Source organism: Bacillus cereus group sp. MS39 (assembly GCF_040448665.1).
GTDB lineage: Bacteria > Bacillota > Bacilli > Bacillales > Bacillaceae_G > Bacillus_A > Bacillus_A wiedmannii.
The window spans coordinates 2946658-2963855 of the sequence record NZ_CP123058.1; the positions used below are offsets into that span (position 1 = coordinate 2946658).

A 17198-nucleotide genomic window follows, 5' to 3' on the forward strand; every position below is an offset into this window, starting at 1 on the left:
CCTTACGCTTTTTGTGTGCCCAAGTTTGCAAGCACGTCTAAAATTTCTTTATAGAATTCTTCACGGGTACCACCGCGATGAAGTTCTTTATATAACTCACCATCTTGAATGAATAAAATACGCTGGCAGTAACTTGCGCTGTAAGGATCATGCGTAACCATCATTATGGATACACCTTGCTCTTTATTTAGGCTTGTCATGGCATCAAGTAAACTCGTTGCATTTTTGGAATCTAGAGCTCCAGTTGGCTCGTCCCCTAAAATAATAGCAGGTTCATGCACTAACGCACGTGCTGCTGCTGAACGCTGCTTTTGTCCACCAGATACTTCAGATGGGTACTTTTGAAGAATTTCTGTAATCCCTAGCATATCCGCTACTTTTTCTACTTTCGGTCCAATATTACGTGATGAAACACCTTGAAGGGAAAGTGGAAGTGCGATGTTTTCATAAATAGATAAGTTCTCTAATAAGTTAAAGTCTTGGAAAATGAATCCTAACTTTTGCGAACGGAAATCAGAAAGCTCACCTTGCTTCATTTTCGTAATATCCGTTCCTGCAATTTCAATAACGCCATCTGTCGCTTTATCAAGAGTCGAAATTACATTTAATAATGTTGTTTTGCCAGAACCAGATGGCCCCATAATTCCTACAAACTCCCCCTCTTGAATCGAAAATGAAACACCTTTTAATGCGTGTGATTCATTCTCACCTTTTTTACCGTACACTTTTTGAATGTTTTTTATGTCTACGACTGGTTTTATCATATATATCCTCCTACGTTTCTATGATTGATAAGCTACTGTTTGGGTTGTTTCTTTTTCGTTTCCACTTGCAATGCCCCATCTGTAAAAGTATTAAACTTGTACCCCACTAATATATATCTTTTTATTTTTTAAAATAATAAGTCCTTTCATATTTTTGCAATACATAAAAATAGATATCAAGCCGGATAAATAGTATTTAATTTGGACATCCATTTTTAGGAATACACGTAATAGACAATCTAAGTAATAAATTTGTTCCTATTTAGATAAGAAAGCATTAGGTATTTTGTTAAGAAAACAAAATGAATTGCATAAAAAAATCCCTTTTCGCTATCTCAAAAATAGAATCATTGCTGCAGATTTTATAAACTATATAATGCCCAGCTTATACATAAGTGCAAATGTTGCTGTCCACCAAATACTTCAGGTGAATACTTTTGGAATATCGCTGAAATTTCTAATATATGGGCTAGCTTTTTTCTACTTCCTAGCAAATACTTCGTGATGGAAAACCTTGAAGGGAAAATGAAGAAACAATTTTGTTCAATCATTTGAATTATAAATAAAACATATTAAGAACCACTGGTTATATTTCTTAATTTTTCTTAAGATAATTTATAAAAACTAGACCATAACAGAGAGATTATTTCTAGTACAAATAATAAAAAACTACACCCTATTTAGGATGTAGTTTTTCTAACTGATTTATTTATTTTTCACTTCATTGTTATAAAAAGCAAATAATGGTTCAATGGATGGACTAGATAACAGAGGAATTGCCCTCTCAATCAATTCTCTATCCCAATCAAACCAACGCATTTCCATTAGCATATTCATTTCTGTATCAGTGAATCGTTTCTTTATTTCCTTAGCAGGATTTCCACCAACTATTGTATACGGCGGAACATCTTTACTTACGACAGATCCTGCTGCAACGATTGCACCTTCACCGATTGTAACGCCAGGCATTATTATAGCATTCATTCCAATCCAAGCATCACTTTTAATGACTGTATCACCCTTCGGTTCATATGAATGTTCAATTTGCTCAGCGAATGGATATACTGTAATCCATTCTGAGTGATGATTATGATTACCACCCATTAAAATGACTACTCCACTGGCAATACAAACATAATTCCCAATAATGAGTTTATCAAGATGCCATCCCATCTGTTCAATTGGATTGAAAAGTGCTCGGGACTTAGCATCCCCCCACAAATACCTTACACAGCCGTCTTCAAAATTTTGATGACCATAATACCCTGAGTAATAGGAGTACTCTCCTACTTCAATGAGTGGATTTGTTACTATATCTTTTAAATATTTCGTTTCTGACCAATGATTATATAATGGATGCTTCATAACTTTATTCCTCGCTTCTAAGTATTGTAGATCTTTGTCATTCACTTAGAAGCTTACTACGACTGCTACATTTTTTAGCTTTCTCAAACGACGAATCATTATATTCAAGCCTTTCTTTTATAATAAAAAAATCATAACGTGATAAATTACATAAGTCAAATTGTAAAATTATGTACTAAATTGAATTGAAATTTCAGCATTAAAACAATCGAATTTTCAAATAACAAATCCCAATTACATATAATTAAGATTTCTTAGCTATACATCTAACCTCTTTCTTATATTAGCCTTCACTCCCTCGATATAGTTTTATTATTTATTAATTTGTCTGATAAATCAATAAATGTTAATATGATTATAGAAGATATTATCATCCATTAGATTTCACAGCTAGTTTTTCACAAAAACGATTTCTGAATCCTTAAGTAAATAGGAGGTTTAGAACCTGAAACTTTTAAGGCAATCAACAATTATTGGTGCATTGACTGTTGGAGGATTTTTATTTTCAAATACAATTAGTACAATCACACCTGTGTCTGCTGAATCGCAACTTACACAAAAAGAATCACGAATTTTAGATAATTGGCGGTGGCAAAGCTATTTTTTATTACATCATAATGCAGATTTTATAGAAGAGTTAGCAGTTGGTGACTTAAAGCATGGAGATACATTCGATGTTACTATATATACTGGTGGTAAGGATACTGGTATTGTAAAAATATATCAATTGAGTGAAAATGAAAATAATGAAATAAACTTGCATAGATATAAAACCATTTATGACTCAGGTTTAAAACATAATTATGGTAGATTTGTAACACCTATTACTAAGGTTTATAATCCAGGAACATATGTAGCCGTTATGAAACTTGGAGAAAATTATTATTATGGAGGCAGCTTTAAAATCTCAAAATAATTTACATTTATCTCATCAGTAAAAAAATATTGGATACATTTTTATTAGACAAAAATCATTTTAAAAGCTTCTCTACCTTATATAAGATAGAAGAGCTTTTTGATTGTTTGCCCTTTTTAAGGTTTAAAAAATTCTTACTTTCTTTATAAATTAGCATTTTTATTCAATAACTGTTTCCACTTCTATAAGTTTTACAATTCAATATGCAATATTGCATATTTTATATGTTTACTCTTTAAAAATGCAATAATTTATTTATACTAATTTATAAAATTAATATTGAAAGGAGAATATTACATGTCTTTCTATTCTTGGTCTCCTCTTATTTTCTTAATAGTTGTCGCAATTATCATTTCTATTCAAAAGGCTAAGAAACAATAATTTATTATGTGGAGGTGTAATAATGTCATTTGCAGCATGGAGTGCAATTTTTATGACTTTAATCGGTGCAATATCAGGAGCAATCTTTGGTACAATCTCCTCTAGAAATAAGAACAAAACTATTAACTAAAAAACTCATAATAAAGATCAATACAAAAAAGTAGCCTATAAAGTTTTATAGGCTACTTTTCATTTCATCCATATTATTTAGCTAATTCTTTCGTACCCTTCATTACATCAACGAAGAATCCCCAATTATTCACAACAGAAGAAATACTAATATGTTCATCTGGTGTATGAACGTTAAAAATGTCTGGACCAAATGCAATTGCATCTAAGTCAGGCATCTTTTGAACGAATGCACTACATTCAATACCTGCATGTACAGCGAAGATTTCAGCATCCTTGTTGTATTTTTCTTGATGCACTTTTTCAAACAAATTACGAATTTGTGAATTCGGATTGTATGGCCATTCTGGATACTCTGACTCTATTTCAAATGTTGCACCAACTAATTCGGCAATACATTTAATTTCATCTGCAACATGTTGTTTTAAACTACTTACAGAACTTCTCACTTCGTTACGTAATTTAATTTCATCTTGCAACGTTTCAATAACGCCTAAATTTGTTGAGCTTTCTACTAGACCTTTAATATCCATGCTCATGCTTTGAATGCCGTTCGGAATTAAGAATAATGATGAAATAAGCTGCTTTTGTGTTTCTTTAGCAAATACTTTTTCTACTTTCTCATCCAATTTTGTAAGTGTAACATGAACATCTGGATCAACAGCACGCATTTCTTCTTGTAATACTCTTGTCCATGATAATAGTTTTTCTTCTACTTTCTCTACATCTTCTGTACGTAATACAATTGTAGCTACACTTTCACGCGGAATTGCATTCGTTTTTAATCCGCCATGAACTTCACTTAAAGCAAATTGAATATTTACTGATAAATCATGTAATACTCGTCCTAATACTTTGTTCGCATTACCACGTTGTTTATCAATTTCCATACCAGAATGTCCGCCTTTTAGACCACCAACATATAGACGGTATGCATCCATATTCGCTGGCGCTTCATCCCAAATTACTGGAATTGTTTCAACAGCTTTCGCACCACCTGCGCTACTTACAAGTAATTTATGATCTTCTTCAGAATCAATATTAATAAAGATCTTTCCTTCAAAATGATTTGAATCAACAGCGAAAGCCCCGCCCATTGTTGTTTCTTCTTCAGTGGTTATAACTACTTCAAGTGCTGGATGTGGAATGTCTTTTGAATCTAATAAAGCCATTGCATACGCAACTGCAATACCATTATCAGCACCTAAAGTTGTTTGATTTGCATATAACATGTCCCCAATAATTCGTAATTCAATTGGATCTTTTTCAAAATCATGTACAGTCGCTTGATTTTTTTCACATACCATATCCATATGACCTTGAATAATAATAGCTGGTACATTTTCATAACCAGCAGTTGCTTCTTTTTTAATAATGACATTCATCGCTTCATCTTGAATCACTTCTAAATTACGCTCTTTTGCAAAGCCCACTAAATAATCACTAATTTCCTTTTCATTACCAGATCCTCTAGGAATCTTTGAAATTTCTGCAAAATGATAAAATACAGGGTGCTTTGTTAATTGTTCTAAAGTAGAATACATTTTTAAGCTCCTCTCAAAATGACAAAATAATATGTAAGTCTTTTATCATTATACCATGATTCGTTAGTTTCCCTTTCTATTTCATACTTTAAAATCCACCCTTTAAATATTTAATCCTATAAAAAAACGAAAGAAAATGCACTATGCATTTTCTTTCGTTTTTTTTGATTTCATATATTTTGAAGTACTATTATTCATTAATTTCTCTAAACGATTTATATTTTCCGTTAATGCACCTTTCACAAGAGAGAAATCTGTATTTGGTTCTTCTTTTTTTTCTTTAAAAAATGAAGACTTTTGTACGTTTACTTCAGCCATCTCTTCTCCCCCTTTTCAAAAAGATACAATCTTCTATTTATATTATATCGCAAATGTAGACAGCGTGTACACGTATCATTTTCTTTTTAATTCTTCTTCTAATTCTTCTACTTGCTGTAATGTATCTCCTTTTATTAACGAGAAATCTGTTGTATCTTCATTATCTTCTTTAAAAAAATCATTGTCATTATTTTTAATCACTACAATCACCTCTACGTGCTAGTGTAGGAATGATTGTCCGATTTTATACAAGTTTGTCTAAATTCGCTTTACCTTTATGTATAAGTGAAAAGGACAGAAAAAATTTCTGTCCTTATTTACTAAAATAACTATGATGTATTGTTAAATTATATACATTTTCAAAATCTCGATCTTGCAGATTATTTTTCTTCCCATCAATAACAATGAAAACATCACTCACAGTTTTTGCTGGTATAATGCCGACATTTTCTACTTGTACCGCTTTCTGCTCATTCAACTGCTCAATGTGTTCAAACGGAACGATAATACTAAATTGAGAACGGATACCGCGAAAGTTAGTATTTAATTCCTTTGCCGCTTCAAATACAACAATTTTCGCACCAATCTTTTCCCCATACGAATCTAAAAATGCGTTTAAGCTTTTTGTATACTCTTCTTCCGTATGCCATTCCATTGTACCGAACATTGCTGGATTGACATTTTGAATAATTGTTGTATATATTTCCCCTCTTGCTTTAGAAGCAATTAATGACCGTTTTATCGATTGAACAGTCTTCCCGATATCGCTAAATTTCGCTCCCCATATTTCGGAAATATTAGGTGTCAAAATAAATGCGATATCAACGAAAATAACCATTGCAGTGAACATTAAAAGGTTTTTCCAGAGGGTTAAATCAATTCCTTTTATCATGAAATACACGGTGACTGATATTATAAACAACCCATACCAAGTCTTTCTAATACGTTGCTTTTTCTCCTCGTACAACTCTTCGTTTCTCCAGTAAAAGAACACAAGAACGAGAAAAACGATTGCTAAAATAAATAAGCCGATTCGAATGTTAGAGATCACCAATGACATCACCCTCCATTCAAAAACTACTCACGATATCATTACATGCACAAGCAGCCCTCTTTATTACAAAAGACGTGGACAAGCTTCTAAATTTAGCAATATCGCATATACATTAGAAGGTACCACGTCTTTTACCCCGCATTAACGGGCAGTAAGACCCCCACCTGAAAATTTAGCAAAAGCATAGAAGTTAGGTAGGGGATCAACTGCCCATAAAAGCCCGATTGGTTCAACTAATAATCAATGGGGGATGAACCCCCACTGATTAAAGTTTCACTTTATCATGAATCTACATTGTATATGTAGACAAGCATGCGTTTCAAATTTTCATGTTAAAAAGAAATATGTTTCGGAATTTCCCCTTCTGGTACTTCTCCGTCCATACTTAAGTAATAATGACGAATCGGACGTAAATCATCGTCTAATTCATAAACGAGTGGAATGCTCGTTGGAATATTTAATGAAACAACACCATCGCTTGAAAGGTTATCTAAGTATTTCACTAGCGAACGAATCGTATTACCGTGTGATGAAATAATTACCTTTTCACCACTTTTTAATGACGGCGCGATTTCTGAATACCAATAATCAAGTACTCTTTTCTCCGTATCCACTAAACATTCAGTCAATGGAAACTCACCTTTTTTAAGTGCTTTATATTTTGGATCATTCATTTCATATCTAGGATCATCCTCAGTAAGAGCTGGTGGTCTTACATCAATACTTCTTCTCCAAATATGAACTTGCTCCTCACCATACTTTTTCGCAGTTTCATCTTTATTCAACCCTTGCAATGCACCGTAATGTCTTTCATTTAGCTTCCAACATTTATGTACTGGTACCCAAGCAAGATCCATCTCATGAAGTACAATCCATAAAGTCCGAATTGCTCGTTTTAATACAGATGTATAAGCTACATCAAAATTATATCCATTTTTCTTTAATATCGCTCCTGCTTCTCTCGCTTCACTTAATCCATTCTCTGATAAATCTACATCTGTCCATCCTGTAAAGCGATTTTCAAGATTCCATAAACTTTGTCCGTGACGAATAAGTACAAGTTTTATCATAATAATTCCCCTCTCGGAAATGTGAATTTTATTGTTCCATTGCGTACACGTATAAAGTATCTAGTAATGTATCTTTTTATCCATTCACTCTATGACCAATCCATAGTTGCCAAATGTATGGATAAAATTTGTTCTTTTTCAAACTATAAAAACAGATATATTTCTTATTATTTTATTTCTGATCGATTGCAACTTCTCGTTTTGATATCCAAGCATCAAAACCTGATCGACTATTTGCCATTTCATTCATAACTTGATGCCAATTTTCTCCACACGATTCACCAAATTTTGAAAAAATAGCACTCATCTGTTGTCTTTGAACATCGCTCAATTTTTTCTCTAAATCTACACCTATTTCTGTTAAAGATAACTGTTTCACACGGCGATCATGTGTAGCTTCATTACTCTCAATTAAGCCCTTTTCCACAAGTTGTCGTAGTGGTCCGTGAAGAGCTTGTTTACTTATTTCTAGCAGTGATAATAACTCATTTACACTTATCCCTGGAAATCGTGCGATAAAAAATAAAATTCGGTGATGTACTCGTTGTATGCCATACTCTTTTATAATTTCATCTGGCTTTTCAGTAAATGTTTTATATGCAAAATAAAATAATGCTAATGCTTCATTCATCTGTTCTTCTTTATGTTGTGTCATCTACTTTCCCCCTGTATGTAAATTATACCACAATCTAGTATTGAATATTTTAACGAACACATTAGAACTTCTATAGTTTATTGAAATATTCAATGCACAATTAGGAGAGGATTCATTTGAAATCGCAATATACTATAAGTACATATTTATTGGATAGACTACACGAATTAGGAATTGAATATATATTTGGGGTTCCTGGTGATTATAACCTTGCCTTTTTAGATGATGTAGTAGCACATGAAAATTTAAAGTGGATTGGAAATTGTAATGAATTAAATGCTGCATATGCAGCAGATGGGTACGCTCGCATAAAAGGAATCGCTGCTCTTATTACTACTTTCGGTGTTGGAGAATTAAGCGCCATTAACGGTATTGCTGGCTCATATGCCGAAAACGTACCAGTTATAAAAATAACAGGTACGCCAACAACTAAAGCAATGGAAAATGGAGCACTCGTTCATCATACGTTAGGTGATGGAAAGTTCGATCATTTCTCCAATATGTATAGAGAAATCACGGTAGCACAATCAAAATTAACACCTGAGCATGCCGCTGAAGAAATTGACCGTGTGTTACGTGCATGTTGGAGTGATAAACGCCCTATTCATATTCAATTACCAATTGATGTATATAATAAGCCAATTAATAAACCTACGGAACCAATTTTACATAAACCAGTTTTAAGTAATAAAGATGCGCTGGATAAAATGCTTCTACATGCAACTTCAATAATAAACAGTGCAAAAAAACCTGTTATTTTAGCTGATTTTGAAGTGAATCGTTTTCATGCGGAAGAATATTTACATCAATTCGTAGAAAAAACTGGGTTTCCTATCGCAACGTTAAGTATGGGGAAAGGAATATTCCCTGAAAAACACCCTCAATTTATAGGAATTTATACTGGGGATGTTAGTTCTCCATACTTACGAAAAAGAATTGATGAATCTGACTGTATTATTAGTATTGGCGTAAAATTAACTGATACTATTACCGGCGGCTTTACACAAGGTTTTACGAAAGAGCAAGTTATAGAAATCCATCCCTATACTGTGAAAATTATAGATAAAACATATGGACCAGTTGTAATGAAAGATGTTTTAGAACAATTAAGTGATTTAATCGAACATCGCTTAGAGGAAACACTTGAAATGAAGTCCTTTATTTCAGAATCCCTATCTATGACAGAAGAGTTCAATCCAAAAGCTCAAATGGTTACACAAAAACGTTTTTGGCAACAAATATACCATTTCTTACAAGAAAACGATGTTTTAATTGCAGAGCAAGGAACACCTTTCTTTGGTAGTGCTGCTATCCCTCTACCTAATAACACTGCATATGTAGGACAACCGTTATGGGGATCTATCGGATATACACTGCCCGCTCTACTTGGTACACAGCTCGCCAATTTATCACGGCGCAACATTTTAATTATTGGTGATGGTTCGTTCCAATTAACTGTTCAAGAGTTATCGACTATACTTCGTCAAAATTTAAAACCGATAATATTTTTAATCAATAACAACGGATATACTATTGAACGTGCAATTCACGGTCAAAATCAACCGTATAATGACATACAAATGTGGGATTACACGAAACTAGCAAACACATTCGGATCAGAAGAAAAAAGCCTAACATGTAAAGTGGAAAATGAAATAGAGTTAGCAGAAGTCTTAACTAAAATAAATTTTAATATGAATCGACTTATCTTTGTTGAAGTTGTAATGAGCCAAGGGGATCAGCCTGAATTGTTAGCTAAACTCGGTGAAAGATTCGGCAAGCAAAATTCTTAAAAAGAAAAAGCGTAACTATAAATAGGCTACGCTTTTTCTTTTTAAATTTTTATTCCGCAAGCGTTAGCTGCCAAGACACACCATATTTATCATTTAACCAGCCAAACTTTTTGCTAAATGGATAAGAACCTAAAGGCATTAGTACGGATCCATCCTGCGCTAGTTTATGAAAAACCGTTTCAATTTCTTCTTCTGTCTCACAAGTTACATAAAAAGACATAGATGGTGTAAATGTAAAACCATGCTTTACATAACTATCAATGCACATAAATTCTTGACCATTTAACGTAAAAGTTGCATGAATGACAGAACCCTCTTTACCAGGTCCGTTTTCATCGTAGCGAGAGATACTTACAATTTCTGATTGGTCGAATAGCGACGTGTAAAAATTCATCGCCTCCTCAGCATTACCTTCGAACATTAAAAAAGTTGTAATTTTTTGATTTGTAGTACTCATATAGAGACAACCCCTTGATATGTATTTATGTAAAACATACATTGGCCAAAATACCGAACGTACATTCCTATAAGTGTATTGTCTATAAAAACGATGCGTTTGTCAATTATCTACTCTCTTATTTCTTCTTAAATAATGCTGTCCAAAGAAATGATTCTCCAAACATAGTATTTGGTTGGTCAATTTGCTTCATCTTTCTAATTTCTATCACTTCAAACTCGTCAAATATATCTCTTAATTTTTCTTCTGAATATGCAAGACCACCTTGTAGACTCCATCCTCTATATACGTCCCAATCTGTTATTTCTGATCCATTTCGCTCATCTAAATCGCCTGCTGCAAAACATGTTACTCCAAAATAACCACCCGATTTCAATGAGTTTTTAATTAAATCCACATAATGTATCCTTCTATGTGGTGGAATATGATGTAAACAGCCCGAATCGTATACAAAATCAAATTCATTTTGACCCTCTAAATTAAAAATTGAATCACAAATAAATTCAATTTTTACCCCTTTTGCTAATGCCCTTTCTTTCGCCCAATTAATCCCTTCTATAGATAAATCCACTGCTGTTACATCAAATCCTTCATTTGCTAGATAAATTGCGTTTCTACCCGGACCACATCCAAGTTCTAGTACTTTTCCTTTTGAAACCCACTTTTTTTGTATATATGAAACTAAGTTTTCATCTGGAACATTTTCAAAAAACGGAACATCTTTTTCTCTATTCGCATAAAATTCATTCCAAAATGGTTCTGCCGGTCTTAATAATGAATCAAGCATTTTAATAATATCTTCTTGTGTGTGCAACGTTTCATTTTTCATTTGTATCCCTCCAAAACTTAATAGTCAGAAAATTATTATATATCTTTTTGAACTTTCAGACAAAGAAAAACCCCTACATTCAATAGGAGTTTTTATCTTTAAAATCCAAGTACAGTTAACCATTTTAACAACTTCTCTTCTCGTGCTTTTAAATCATCGTTCCTAAGCTTACCTAACTGTATTTCACTAACAATTTCTCCGTCCACCATAAAAAGAACTCTTTCTGTTTTCGCTGCTACCTTTACATCATGAGTCACTAACATAACTGTAGTCCCATCACGGTTAATATTTAATAATATTTGCATTACTTCTTCTGTTGATTTTAAATTTAGAGCACCAGTTGGCTCATCTGCAAAAATAATATTCGGATTATTGATGAGTGCTCTACATATAGAGACCCTTTGTAATTGGCCTCCAGATGCTTCGGTTATATAATGAGACGCTATATCACTTATCTCCATTTTCTCCATTAGCTCCAGAGCACGCTTATTTACTATTTTCTTACTCTCACGTTTCGCTAAATAAGCGGACAAAATAATATTATCAAATAAATTCAAATTTCTAAGAAGATTGCTCTGCTGAAAAATAAATCCTATTTCAGTAAGGCGCAATGCGGCTAACGCTTCTTCTTTCATACATGATATTTCTTTCCTATCAACTTTCACACTTCCTGATGATATTTGATCCATTCCACTAATCGTATATAGTAACGTCGATTTCCCAGAACCCGAAGGCCCCATGACCGATACAAACTCTCCCTCATAAATCTCTAAATCTATATTTTTTAGCACATGATAAGTTGCATTTCCATCTATGGAATATTTTTTGTTTAATTGTTTAACTTCTAAAATTTTGTTCAAGTTACACACCCCCTACTCTCCATTTGGCTTTACATCGTTTGTCTGTTTCATAGTAAAACTACTGAAAAGTGTTGTTGCTGTCACAGATATAAATAATATAGCTGGACATATTACATAAGAAACGATAGGATTCACGACAAACTTTATATGAGCTGCTCCCATAAATGAGCCCAACCAACTTACTAACATCTCACCAAACGTAGCAGCTATAAATGTCCCTGTCACAATGCCTAATAATACAATGACAATAGAGCGTGTTATATACTGTATACGAATATCTTTGCTAGAAAAACCAATACTTTTCATTATTAATATTTGGGAGGAGTCTTTTGCCAATAACATTTTAAAAAACATTGCAGTAATTAAAACTGATATCAATATCGCAATCAAAATTGCCACTTGAGTTACGAGTCTTAATTGTTTAATTGTCTCTCCTAAAGTTTGCGTTAAATAATCATCCGTATCTGTTATTTTTGCTGAATGAAAATTGTGTTTATACTCCTTCACTTTTTCTTGCAAATCCACAGTAGGCTTCAAATCTACATTTACTACATACCATAATATATTTTCATTATTATAAGAAAAACTCGCTTTAGCTGTTTTCCCACCATTGGTTACATCTTGATACATACCACTAATAGTTAGCGTTTTCTCTTTCCCATCTACAAATAAAATGATTCTATCCCCTACATTCTTTTTTAATTCATTTGCGTTCATATAAGAAAGAGCAATTTCATTTTCGTTTTTTGGTGCCATACCTTGAATATAGTCTAATGGAAATTTAGTGAAATCTCCCACTTCTACATTTAAGTTTTCATGTGTACCATCAGCGTTTACCATTTTAAATGTACTCGTTACAAATGCTGCATATTTTTCTACTTCTGCATCATTTCGCAAATATGAAATAACATCCTTAAATCGTTTCTCTATATTTTCAGATTGCTGTAAATCTATTCGAATATCACTTTTTCCTGTTCCCATATAATTTACAAACTTCGGTGACTGAATCGTATATAAAAAGTTAACTGGTACAACAATCATGAGTACGGCTATTATGAAAACGATACTTAATACGCGATATAACTTAAATCTTTTTATAACATCTTGTATACCAATAAATATATTTACATTTTTAAATTTAGATCGATTGAGTGAAAAGGAGTTTCTAATCTTTCTTTTCCCTAGTTTATCTCTTGATCGTAAAGCATCTATTGCTGTAATCTCCCTAAAACTCCGCAAAATGATACGACAGAACAGGATAACGACTAAAAATAACAATGTTGTGATTATTAATGGCACAACATTGTGTAAAATACTTTTATCTGCCGCCCCCATATAAAGAGTGATATTAGAAGTGAATATCTTTGTAACAAATAGTGAAAGTATATATCCACATATACATCCACCAGCTGAAATAACAACATATTTTGTTACATATAGTTTTTGAATATCTTTACTTGTAATGCCGATAGCTTTCATAACACCAATTTCCCGATAATCTTCTTCCATCGAAGTAATGATCGTAAATCTAATACATAACATTGCGATTAACATTAATAATGCACTTATTATGATAAGTACGGCGGCTATTATTCCATCTGTTAATGAATTGAGTGTTTTAAAGAGTGCATACGTAATAGAGGGACCTTTTTGGGGTAAGTTCGATGACTGGTATAAATTTTCAAATTCATTTATTTTATCTACGTCTGTTAGCTGGAATTCAATAAGATATTCGCTTTCTCCAAAATTTCTTTTTATTCTTTCGAAATCTTCATTGCTTATTACAAACCGTTTTGAACTAACAATTGATGGATTCATTTGAACATCACGAACAAATGCTGAAATAGTAAATTCTAGTTCATTATTATTTTTAACAACCCATATTTTATCTCCCATACGCAAATTATATTTTTGCATATAATAAATGGGTATACCTATTTCCCCTTTCCTAACATCGACCACTTTATTATTTAAATCTAATAAAAAATCAAACTTACTATTTTGCTTAACGAAACTAATGTCCATTACACTATTATGTTCTGCGTGATTTTTCTTTTTAATAAAAATGTTAGATCCATTTATTTGAACCATCTCAGCCGTTTGCTGTTCTTTTACAAAAGGAGTTTTTGCTACAAATGAATCAATTGACTTTTGGTTTATTTCTCCGGCATGCATTTGTACGAAGTGAGGTGCGCTTGATACTTTAAACAATTGATCCATTGAGTTCAATAGATGTAAAACGCTACTTGAGGCACTAGCCATTAAAAGACTCGATAGCATGATAAACATAAATAAAATGGTAATTATCATTTTTTTTTGAGAGAAATCGCTTTTTAATATTCTCCTAATCATATGAAGCTAGTTCCCTTCATTCGATAATATTTTCTTCGTCACAACCGCTATTAATATCATTATGAAACTAATAGCTAATATAGGTAAATAAATTTTCATACTAAATTCTTCAAACATAAAACCATAAACAACTTGCCCAATCGGTGCCATACATTGAGATACAGCTGTTATAATTGCCATTACTTTTCCTAAGTTTTCATTTGGTGTTTTCTTTTGAACTACAGTAATCACATAGATGGATACAATCGTCATGATCATTGCAATTAGAATAGAAGAAAGTATAAAGAGGATAAATGGTGGGTAGTTTCCTAAATTAAGAATAAATGGCGTAACTGATAGTGACATTGGTATTACTAATAAAGCTATTAAAATCATCCAGTAATACAATGTTTTCATCTGTAGCTTTTTCGCAAAAAAACTTATTGATAACGCACCTAAAATAGTTGCAAAATCGATCAATCCCATTCCGATTCCATATAACGTGTGGCTACTTTCCATTGTTACTCGTAGAATAATTGGAGCACCAACAACAAATAGCGGTGTTAGTATTAAATTTAGTAATGCGGCTAAAAGCATAGATTTCAAAATAAATGGTTGTTTTAAAACGTATACAAAGCCATCTTTCATATCCTTTACAATTGTCGGTATGATATGACTTTCTTGCGCTCTTTTTATAAAAGGTATTTTAATAAACATTTCTAAAATCGCAGATAAAAAGAAAGCAAGACAGCTTATTATTACGAGCATTTTCAAACCAATTATGCCGTACAATATTCCTCCTAATACAGGAGCAACTATATTAGATAATGCTTGCACACCATTTACGATACCGTTCGCTTGTTCTAACTTTTTTTCTGGAACTAATTGCGGAATACTTGCCATTACAACTGGTGAGTACATTGCACCAATGACTGCTAGTAAAAACATAATTGTTCCAATCAATAAAATAGATACAGATCCAGTAAATAACAAAACTATAAAGCTTATTACAATCGCAGCGTTTATAAAATCAAAAATAACCATTACATTACGACGATTGAAACGATCTGCTATCGCTCCGCCGAGAGGGGCTAGCAAAAACGGAATACTCGTTACCGCATATAATCCTGCGAATATATCAGCACGCCCTGTTATATCTAATACATATAAAGATAGGGCAAAACGTAAAAGTGTTGAACCCAAAATAGTAATAATTTGCCCACTAACCATTAAATAAAAATCTTTCATCGAAGGTTGTATACTAATAGACATCATAATCACATCCTTCCTTTAATTTAGACCGACTGTCGGTCTATAATAAACAAACAGAAAAATATTATTTCTGTTTCATTAAAACCTCCATCATATAATTAAAGGATCCTTCTTTCGCCCCAACAGATACTTCCATCATTTTGATATAAGCTTTGGCTCTTCTCATCATTTCTTCCGGTTTCCATTGAAATAACCCATCATCAAATATGACTTGCGCTGAGGAAATTAATAATTCAATCGTTTCCTGCGGGTATAGAGTAGAAAATATACCTTCTTCAATTCCTTGCTCTAAAACTTCTGCTAATACAGGAGATAAATGAATAATGGATTGTACTAAACTTTTTTGATGCATTTCTGCATTATTTGGTTGATGAAATTGCTCAATCATTTTATCTTTTATATCTCCTGATTTTGGCGATTGCTCCATCAAAACTCGAAATAACTTTTCTAATACTGGGATATTTGGATTAGAGACGATTACTTTCGCTTTTGCAACATCTTCTTTAATAATCCTCATAATAATTTCATCCATTACTTCCTCTTTCGACTTAAAGTAATGATAAAACGTCCCCTTTGCTATCCCTATCTCTTTTAAAATGTCATTTACTGTTGTTTTCGTATAACCTTTCGTAATAAACAAACGTTCAGCAGTTTCTAAAATTTCCTTTCTACGCTCCTCATACTCCTTTACAATGCGCATTCACGTTCTCCTTCCCACTAGACCGACTGTCGGTCTATTTAAATTATATGTTTAGTTAGTAAAAAGTTTCCTATTATCGTACATATACAACATCTTACTTTCTATTTCCTTTCTATTTCCTTTATAAATTTTTATTTTTTAACGTCTGTTCAATTTATTTAAAACATATCTCATGTTTCTTATCGTCACCTTTTATTTTAGGAAAAAGAACGATACCCCCGCTTGATCCTGTTCTTCTTGATTCTTCATCCGGACGCACAATGCTTTGTAGTTTTTCAGCTCCTTCACCACAAGTCTACGTATCTCCTTTTTTTCATCGATGGCTTCAAAAAATGACAATTGATTCATATGATACGGTTCTCTTCAGTTCGATCTATTTACTTATGAATGGATTATTTTGTTAAATATGCAATATTGCATATTTCGTACTTTTAATTTTCATATATACAATAATTTGTTTATAAAAATACAAAACATTAATAATGGGTGATTTATATGAGCAAGTTCCGAAAGAAGATGATTAAATATCTGCAAACATTTTGGGGATGCTTAGCATTTGGTGTATTAATGTTTGCTATCTTCTTAATTATGGATTTAACAGATACGCCTTTAAATTCATTAGGCTGGAGAGACTGGTTAGGTTCTGCAGCAGGTGCAGCCATTTTATCTGTTGGGATGTTTACTTTAAATAAATTGGATTTAAAATAAATATTCGGTCAATACTGTATGTAGGCTGTATGCCAAATCTCATTTAAAGTAG

18 protein-coding genes are annotated in these 17198 nt (G+C 32.5%); 3 read left to right on the top strand and 15 right to left on the bottom strand.

What is annotated here, in order from left to right; all coding sequences use genetic code 11:
• Window positions 1-2 precede the first annotated feature (2 nt).
• Window positions 3-764: an ABC transporter ATP-binding protein gene (locus tag QEP67_RS15500; protein ID WP_000595163.1), complete on the bottom strand. Its 762-nt coding sequence runs from the start codon at window positions 762-764 to the stop codon at window positions 3-5.
• A gap of 705 nt (window positions 765-1469) precedes the next feature.
• On the bottom strand, window positions 1470-2129 hold the full coding sequence (locus QEP67_RS15505; RefSeq protein ID WP_048566397.1) for a CatB-related O-acetyltransferase: 660 nt from the start codon (window positions 2127-2129) through the stop codon (window positions 1470-1472).
• A 445-nt stretch (window positions 2130-2574) separates the two neighbouring features.
• Between QEP67_RS15505 and QEP67_RS15510 the strand changes: the two genes are divergently transcribed.
• Window positions 2575-3045, top strand: coding sequence for a DUF5065 family protein (locus QEP67_RS15510; RefSeq protein ID WP_033658763.1), 471 nt, complete (start codon window positions 2575-2577; stop codon window positions 3043-3045).
• Window positions 3046-3629: 584 nt separating this feature from the next.
• Here the strand turns inward: QEP67_RS15510 and pepD are convergent.
• From pepD to QEP67_RS15540, 6 genes are all read right to left on the bottom strand, one after another.
• Entirely contained in the window at window positions 3630-5099 is a 1470-nt protein-coding gene (pepD, locus tag QEP67_RS15515) for a beta-Ala-His dipeptidase (protein WP_000287561.1), read from the bottom strand.
• Between the two features lie 141 nt (window positions 5100-5240).
• The gene (gene spoIISB, locus QEP67_RS15520; RefSeq protein ID WP_000852622.1) at window positions 5241-5417 is read right to left on the bottom strand and encodes a stage II sporulation protein SB; all 177 of its coding nucleotides are present in this window, start codon (window positions 5415-5417) and stop codon (window positions 5241-5243) included.
• Between the two features lie 75 nt (window positions 5418-5492).
• A complete protein-coding gene (locus tag QEP67_RS15525) occupies window positions 5493-5618 on the bottom strand; it encodes a hypothetical protein (RefSeq protein ID WP_000594607.1) in 126 nt (41 codons plus the stop codon).
• Between the two features lie 112 nt (window positions 5619-5730).
• Window positions 5731-6468 carry a type II toxin-antitoxin system SpoIISA family toxin gene (locus QEP67_RS15530; protein ID WP_074650800.1) on the bottom strand — a complete coding sequence of 246 codons (738 nt, stop codon included), beginning with the start codon at window positions 6466-6468 and terminating at the stop codon, window positions 5731-5733.
• Window positions 6469-6803: 335 nt separating this feature from the next.
• Window positions 6804-7541, bottom strand: a complete 738-nt coding sequence (gpmA, locus tag QEP67_RS15535) for a 2,3-diphosphoglycerate-dependent phosphoglycerate mutase (protein WP_000594134.1) — start codon at window positions 7539-7541, stop codon at window positions 6804-6806.
• A gap of 172 nt (window positions 7542-7713) precedes the next feature.
• Window positions 7714-8196 (bottom strand): MarR family winged helix-turn-helix transcriptional regulator, encoded by a 483-nt coding sequence (locus QEP67_RS15540; protein ID WP_000191898.1) that lies wholly within the window; start codon window positions 8194-8196, stop codon window positions 7714-7716.
• Between the two features lie 116 nt (window positions 8197-8312).
• Between QEP67_RS15540 and QEP67_RS15545 the strand changes: the two genes are divergently transcribed.
• Window positions 8313-9989, top strand: coding sequence for an alpha-keto acid decarboxylase family protein (locus QEP67_RS15545; RefSeq protein ID WP_000842080.1), 1677 nt, complete (start codon window positions 8313-8315; stop codon window positions 9987-9989).
• 49 nt (window positions 9990-10038) lie between these two features.
• Here the strand turns inward: QEP67_RS15545 and QEP67_RS15550 are convergent, their stop codons facing one another.
• From QEP67_RS15550 to QEP67_RS15580, 7 genes are all read right to left on the bottom strand, one after another.
• Window positions 10039-10446: a VOC family protein gene (locus tag QEP67_RS15550; protein WP_000108375.1), complete on the bottom strand. Its 408-nt coding sequence runs from the start codon at window positions 10444-10446 to the stop codon at window positions 10039-10041.
• Between the two features lie 118 nt (window positions 10447-10564).
• The gene (locus tag QEP67_RS15555; protein ID WP_000787483.1) at window positions 10565-11275 is read right to left on the bottom strand and encodes a class I SAM-dependent methyltransferase; all 711 of its coding nucleotides are present in this window, start codon (window positions 11273-11275) and stop codon (window positions 10565-10567) included.
• Between the two features lie 98 nt (window positions 11276-11373).
• Window positions 11374-12135 carry an ATP-binding cassette domain-containing protein gene (locus QEP67_RS15560; RefSeq protein WP_001033650.1) on the bottom strand — a complete coding sequence of 254 codons (762 nt, stop codon included), beginning with the start codon at window positions 12133-12135 and terminating at the stop codon, window positions 11374-11376.
• A 12-nt stretch (window positions 12136-12147) separates the two neighbouring features.
• Window positions 12148-14487, bottom strand: a complete 2340-nt coding sequence (locus QEP67_RS15565) for an ABC transporter permease (protein ID WP_002108286.1) — start codon at window positions 14485-14487, stop codon at window positions 12148-12150.
• A 6-nt stretch (window positions 14488-14493) separates the two neighbouring features.
• Complete coding sequence (locus QEP67_RS15570) at window positions 14494-15741, bottom strand: MFS transporter (protein ID WP_000987085.1); 1248 nt, start codon at window positions 15739-15741, stop codon at window positions 14494-14496.
• A 61-nt stretch (window positions 15742-15802) separates the two neighbouring features.
• Window positions 15803-16438: a TetR/AcrR family transcriptional regulator gene (locus QEP67_RS15575; RefSeq protein ID WP_001223572.1), complete on the bottom strand. Its 636-nt coding sequence runs from the start codon at window positions 16436-16438 to the stop codon at window positions 15803-15805.
• 192 nt (window positions 16439-16630) lie between these two features.
• Window positions 16631-16786 carry a hypothetical protein gene (locus tag QEP67_RS15580; RefSeq protein ID WP_164085686.1) on the bottom strand — a complete coding sequence of 52 codons (156 nt, stop codon included), beginning with the start codon at window positions 16784-16786 and terminating at the stop codon, window positions 16631-16633.
• 147 nt (window positions 16787-16933) lie between these two features.
• Between QEP67_RS15580 and QEP67_RS15585 the strand changes: the two genes are divergently transcribed.
• Entirely contained in the window at window positions 16934-17146 is a 213-nt protein-coding gene (locus tag QEP67_RS15585) for a hypothetical protein (RefSeq protein WP_000033155.1), read from the top strand.
• Window positions 17147-17198: the final 52 nt, after the last annotated feature.

Bases quoted from the DNA above. Each gene is read 5' to 3' on its own strand.
- QEP67_RS15570 (WP_000987085.1), bottom strand. From the start codon at position 15,741: ATGATGTCTATTAGTATACAACCTTCGATGAAAGATTTTTATTTAATG.
- QEP67_RS15565 (WP_002108286.1), bottom strand. From the start codon at position 14,487: ATGATTAGGAGAATATTAAAAAGCGATTTCTCTCAAAAAAAAATGATA.
- QEP67_RS15575 (WP_001223572.1), bottom strand. From the start codon at position 16,438: ATGCGCATTGTAAAGGAGTATGAGGAGCGTAGAAAGGAAATTTTAGAA.
- QEP67_RS15550 (WP_000108375.1), bottom strand. From the start codon at position 10,446: ATGAGTACTACAAATCAAAAAATTACAACTTTTTTAATGTTCGAAGGT.
- QEP67_RS15555 (WP_000787483.1), bottom strand. From the start codon at position 11,275: ATGAAAAATGAAACGTTGCACACACAAGAAGATATTATTAAAATGCTT.
- QEP67_RS15505 (WP_048566397.1), bottom strand. From the start codon at position 2,129: ATGAAGCATCCATTATATAATCATTGGTCAGAAACGAAATATTTAAAA.
- gpmA (WP_000594134.1), bottom strand. From the start codon at position 7,541: ATGATAAAACTTGTACTTATTCGTCACGGACAAAGTTTATGGAATCTT.
- QEP67_RS15540 (WP_000191898.1), bottom strand. From the start codon at position 8,196: ATGACACAACATAAAGAAGAACAGATGAATGAAGCATTAGCATTATTT.
- pepD (WP_000287561.1), bottom strand. From the start codon at position 5,099: ATGTATTCTACTTTAGAACAATTAACAAAGCACCCTGTATTTTATCAT.
- QEP67_RS15580 (WP_164085686.1), bottom strand. From the start codon at position 16,786: ATGAATCAATTGTCATTTTTTGAAGCCATCGATGAAAAAAAGGAGATA.
- QEP67_RS15500 (WP_000595163.1), bottom strand. From the start codon at position 764: ATGATAAAACCAGTCGTAGACATAAAAAACATTCAAAAAGTGTACGGT.
- QEP67_RS15585 (WP_000033155.1), top strand. From the start codon at position 16,934: ATGAGCAAGTTCCGAAAGAAGATGATTAAATATCTGCAAACATTTTGG.
- spoIISB (WP_000852622.1), bottom strand. From the start codon at position 5,417: ATGGCTGAAGTAAACGTACAAAAGTCTTCATTTTTTAAAGAAAAAAAA.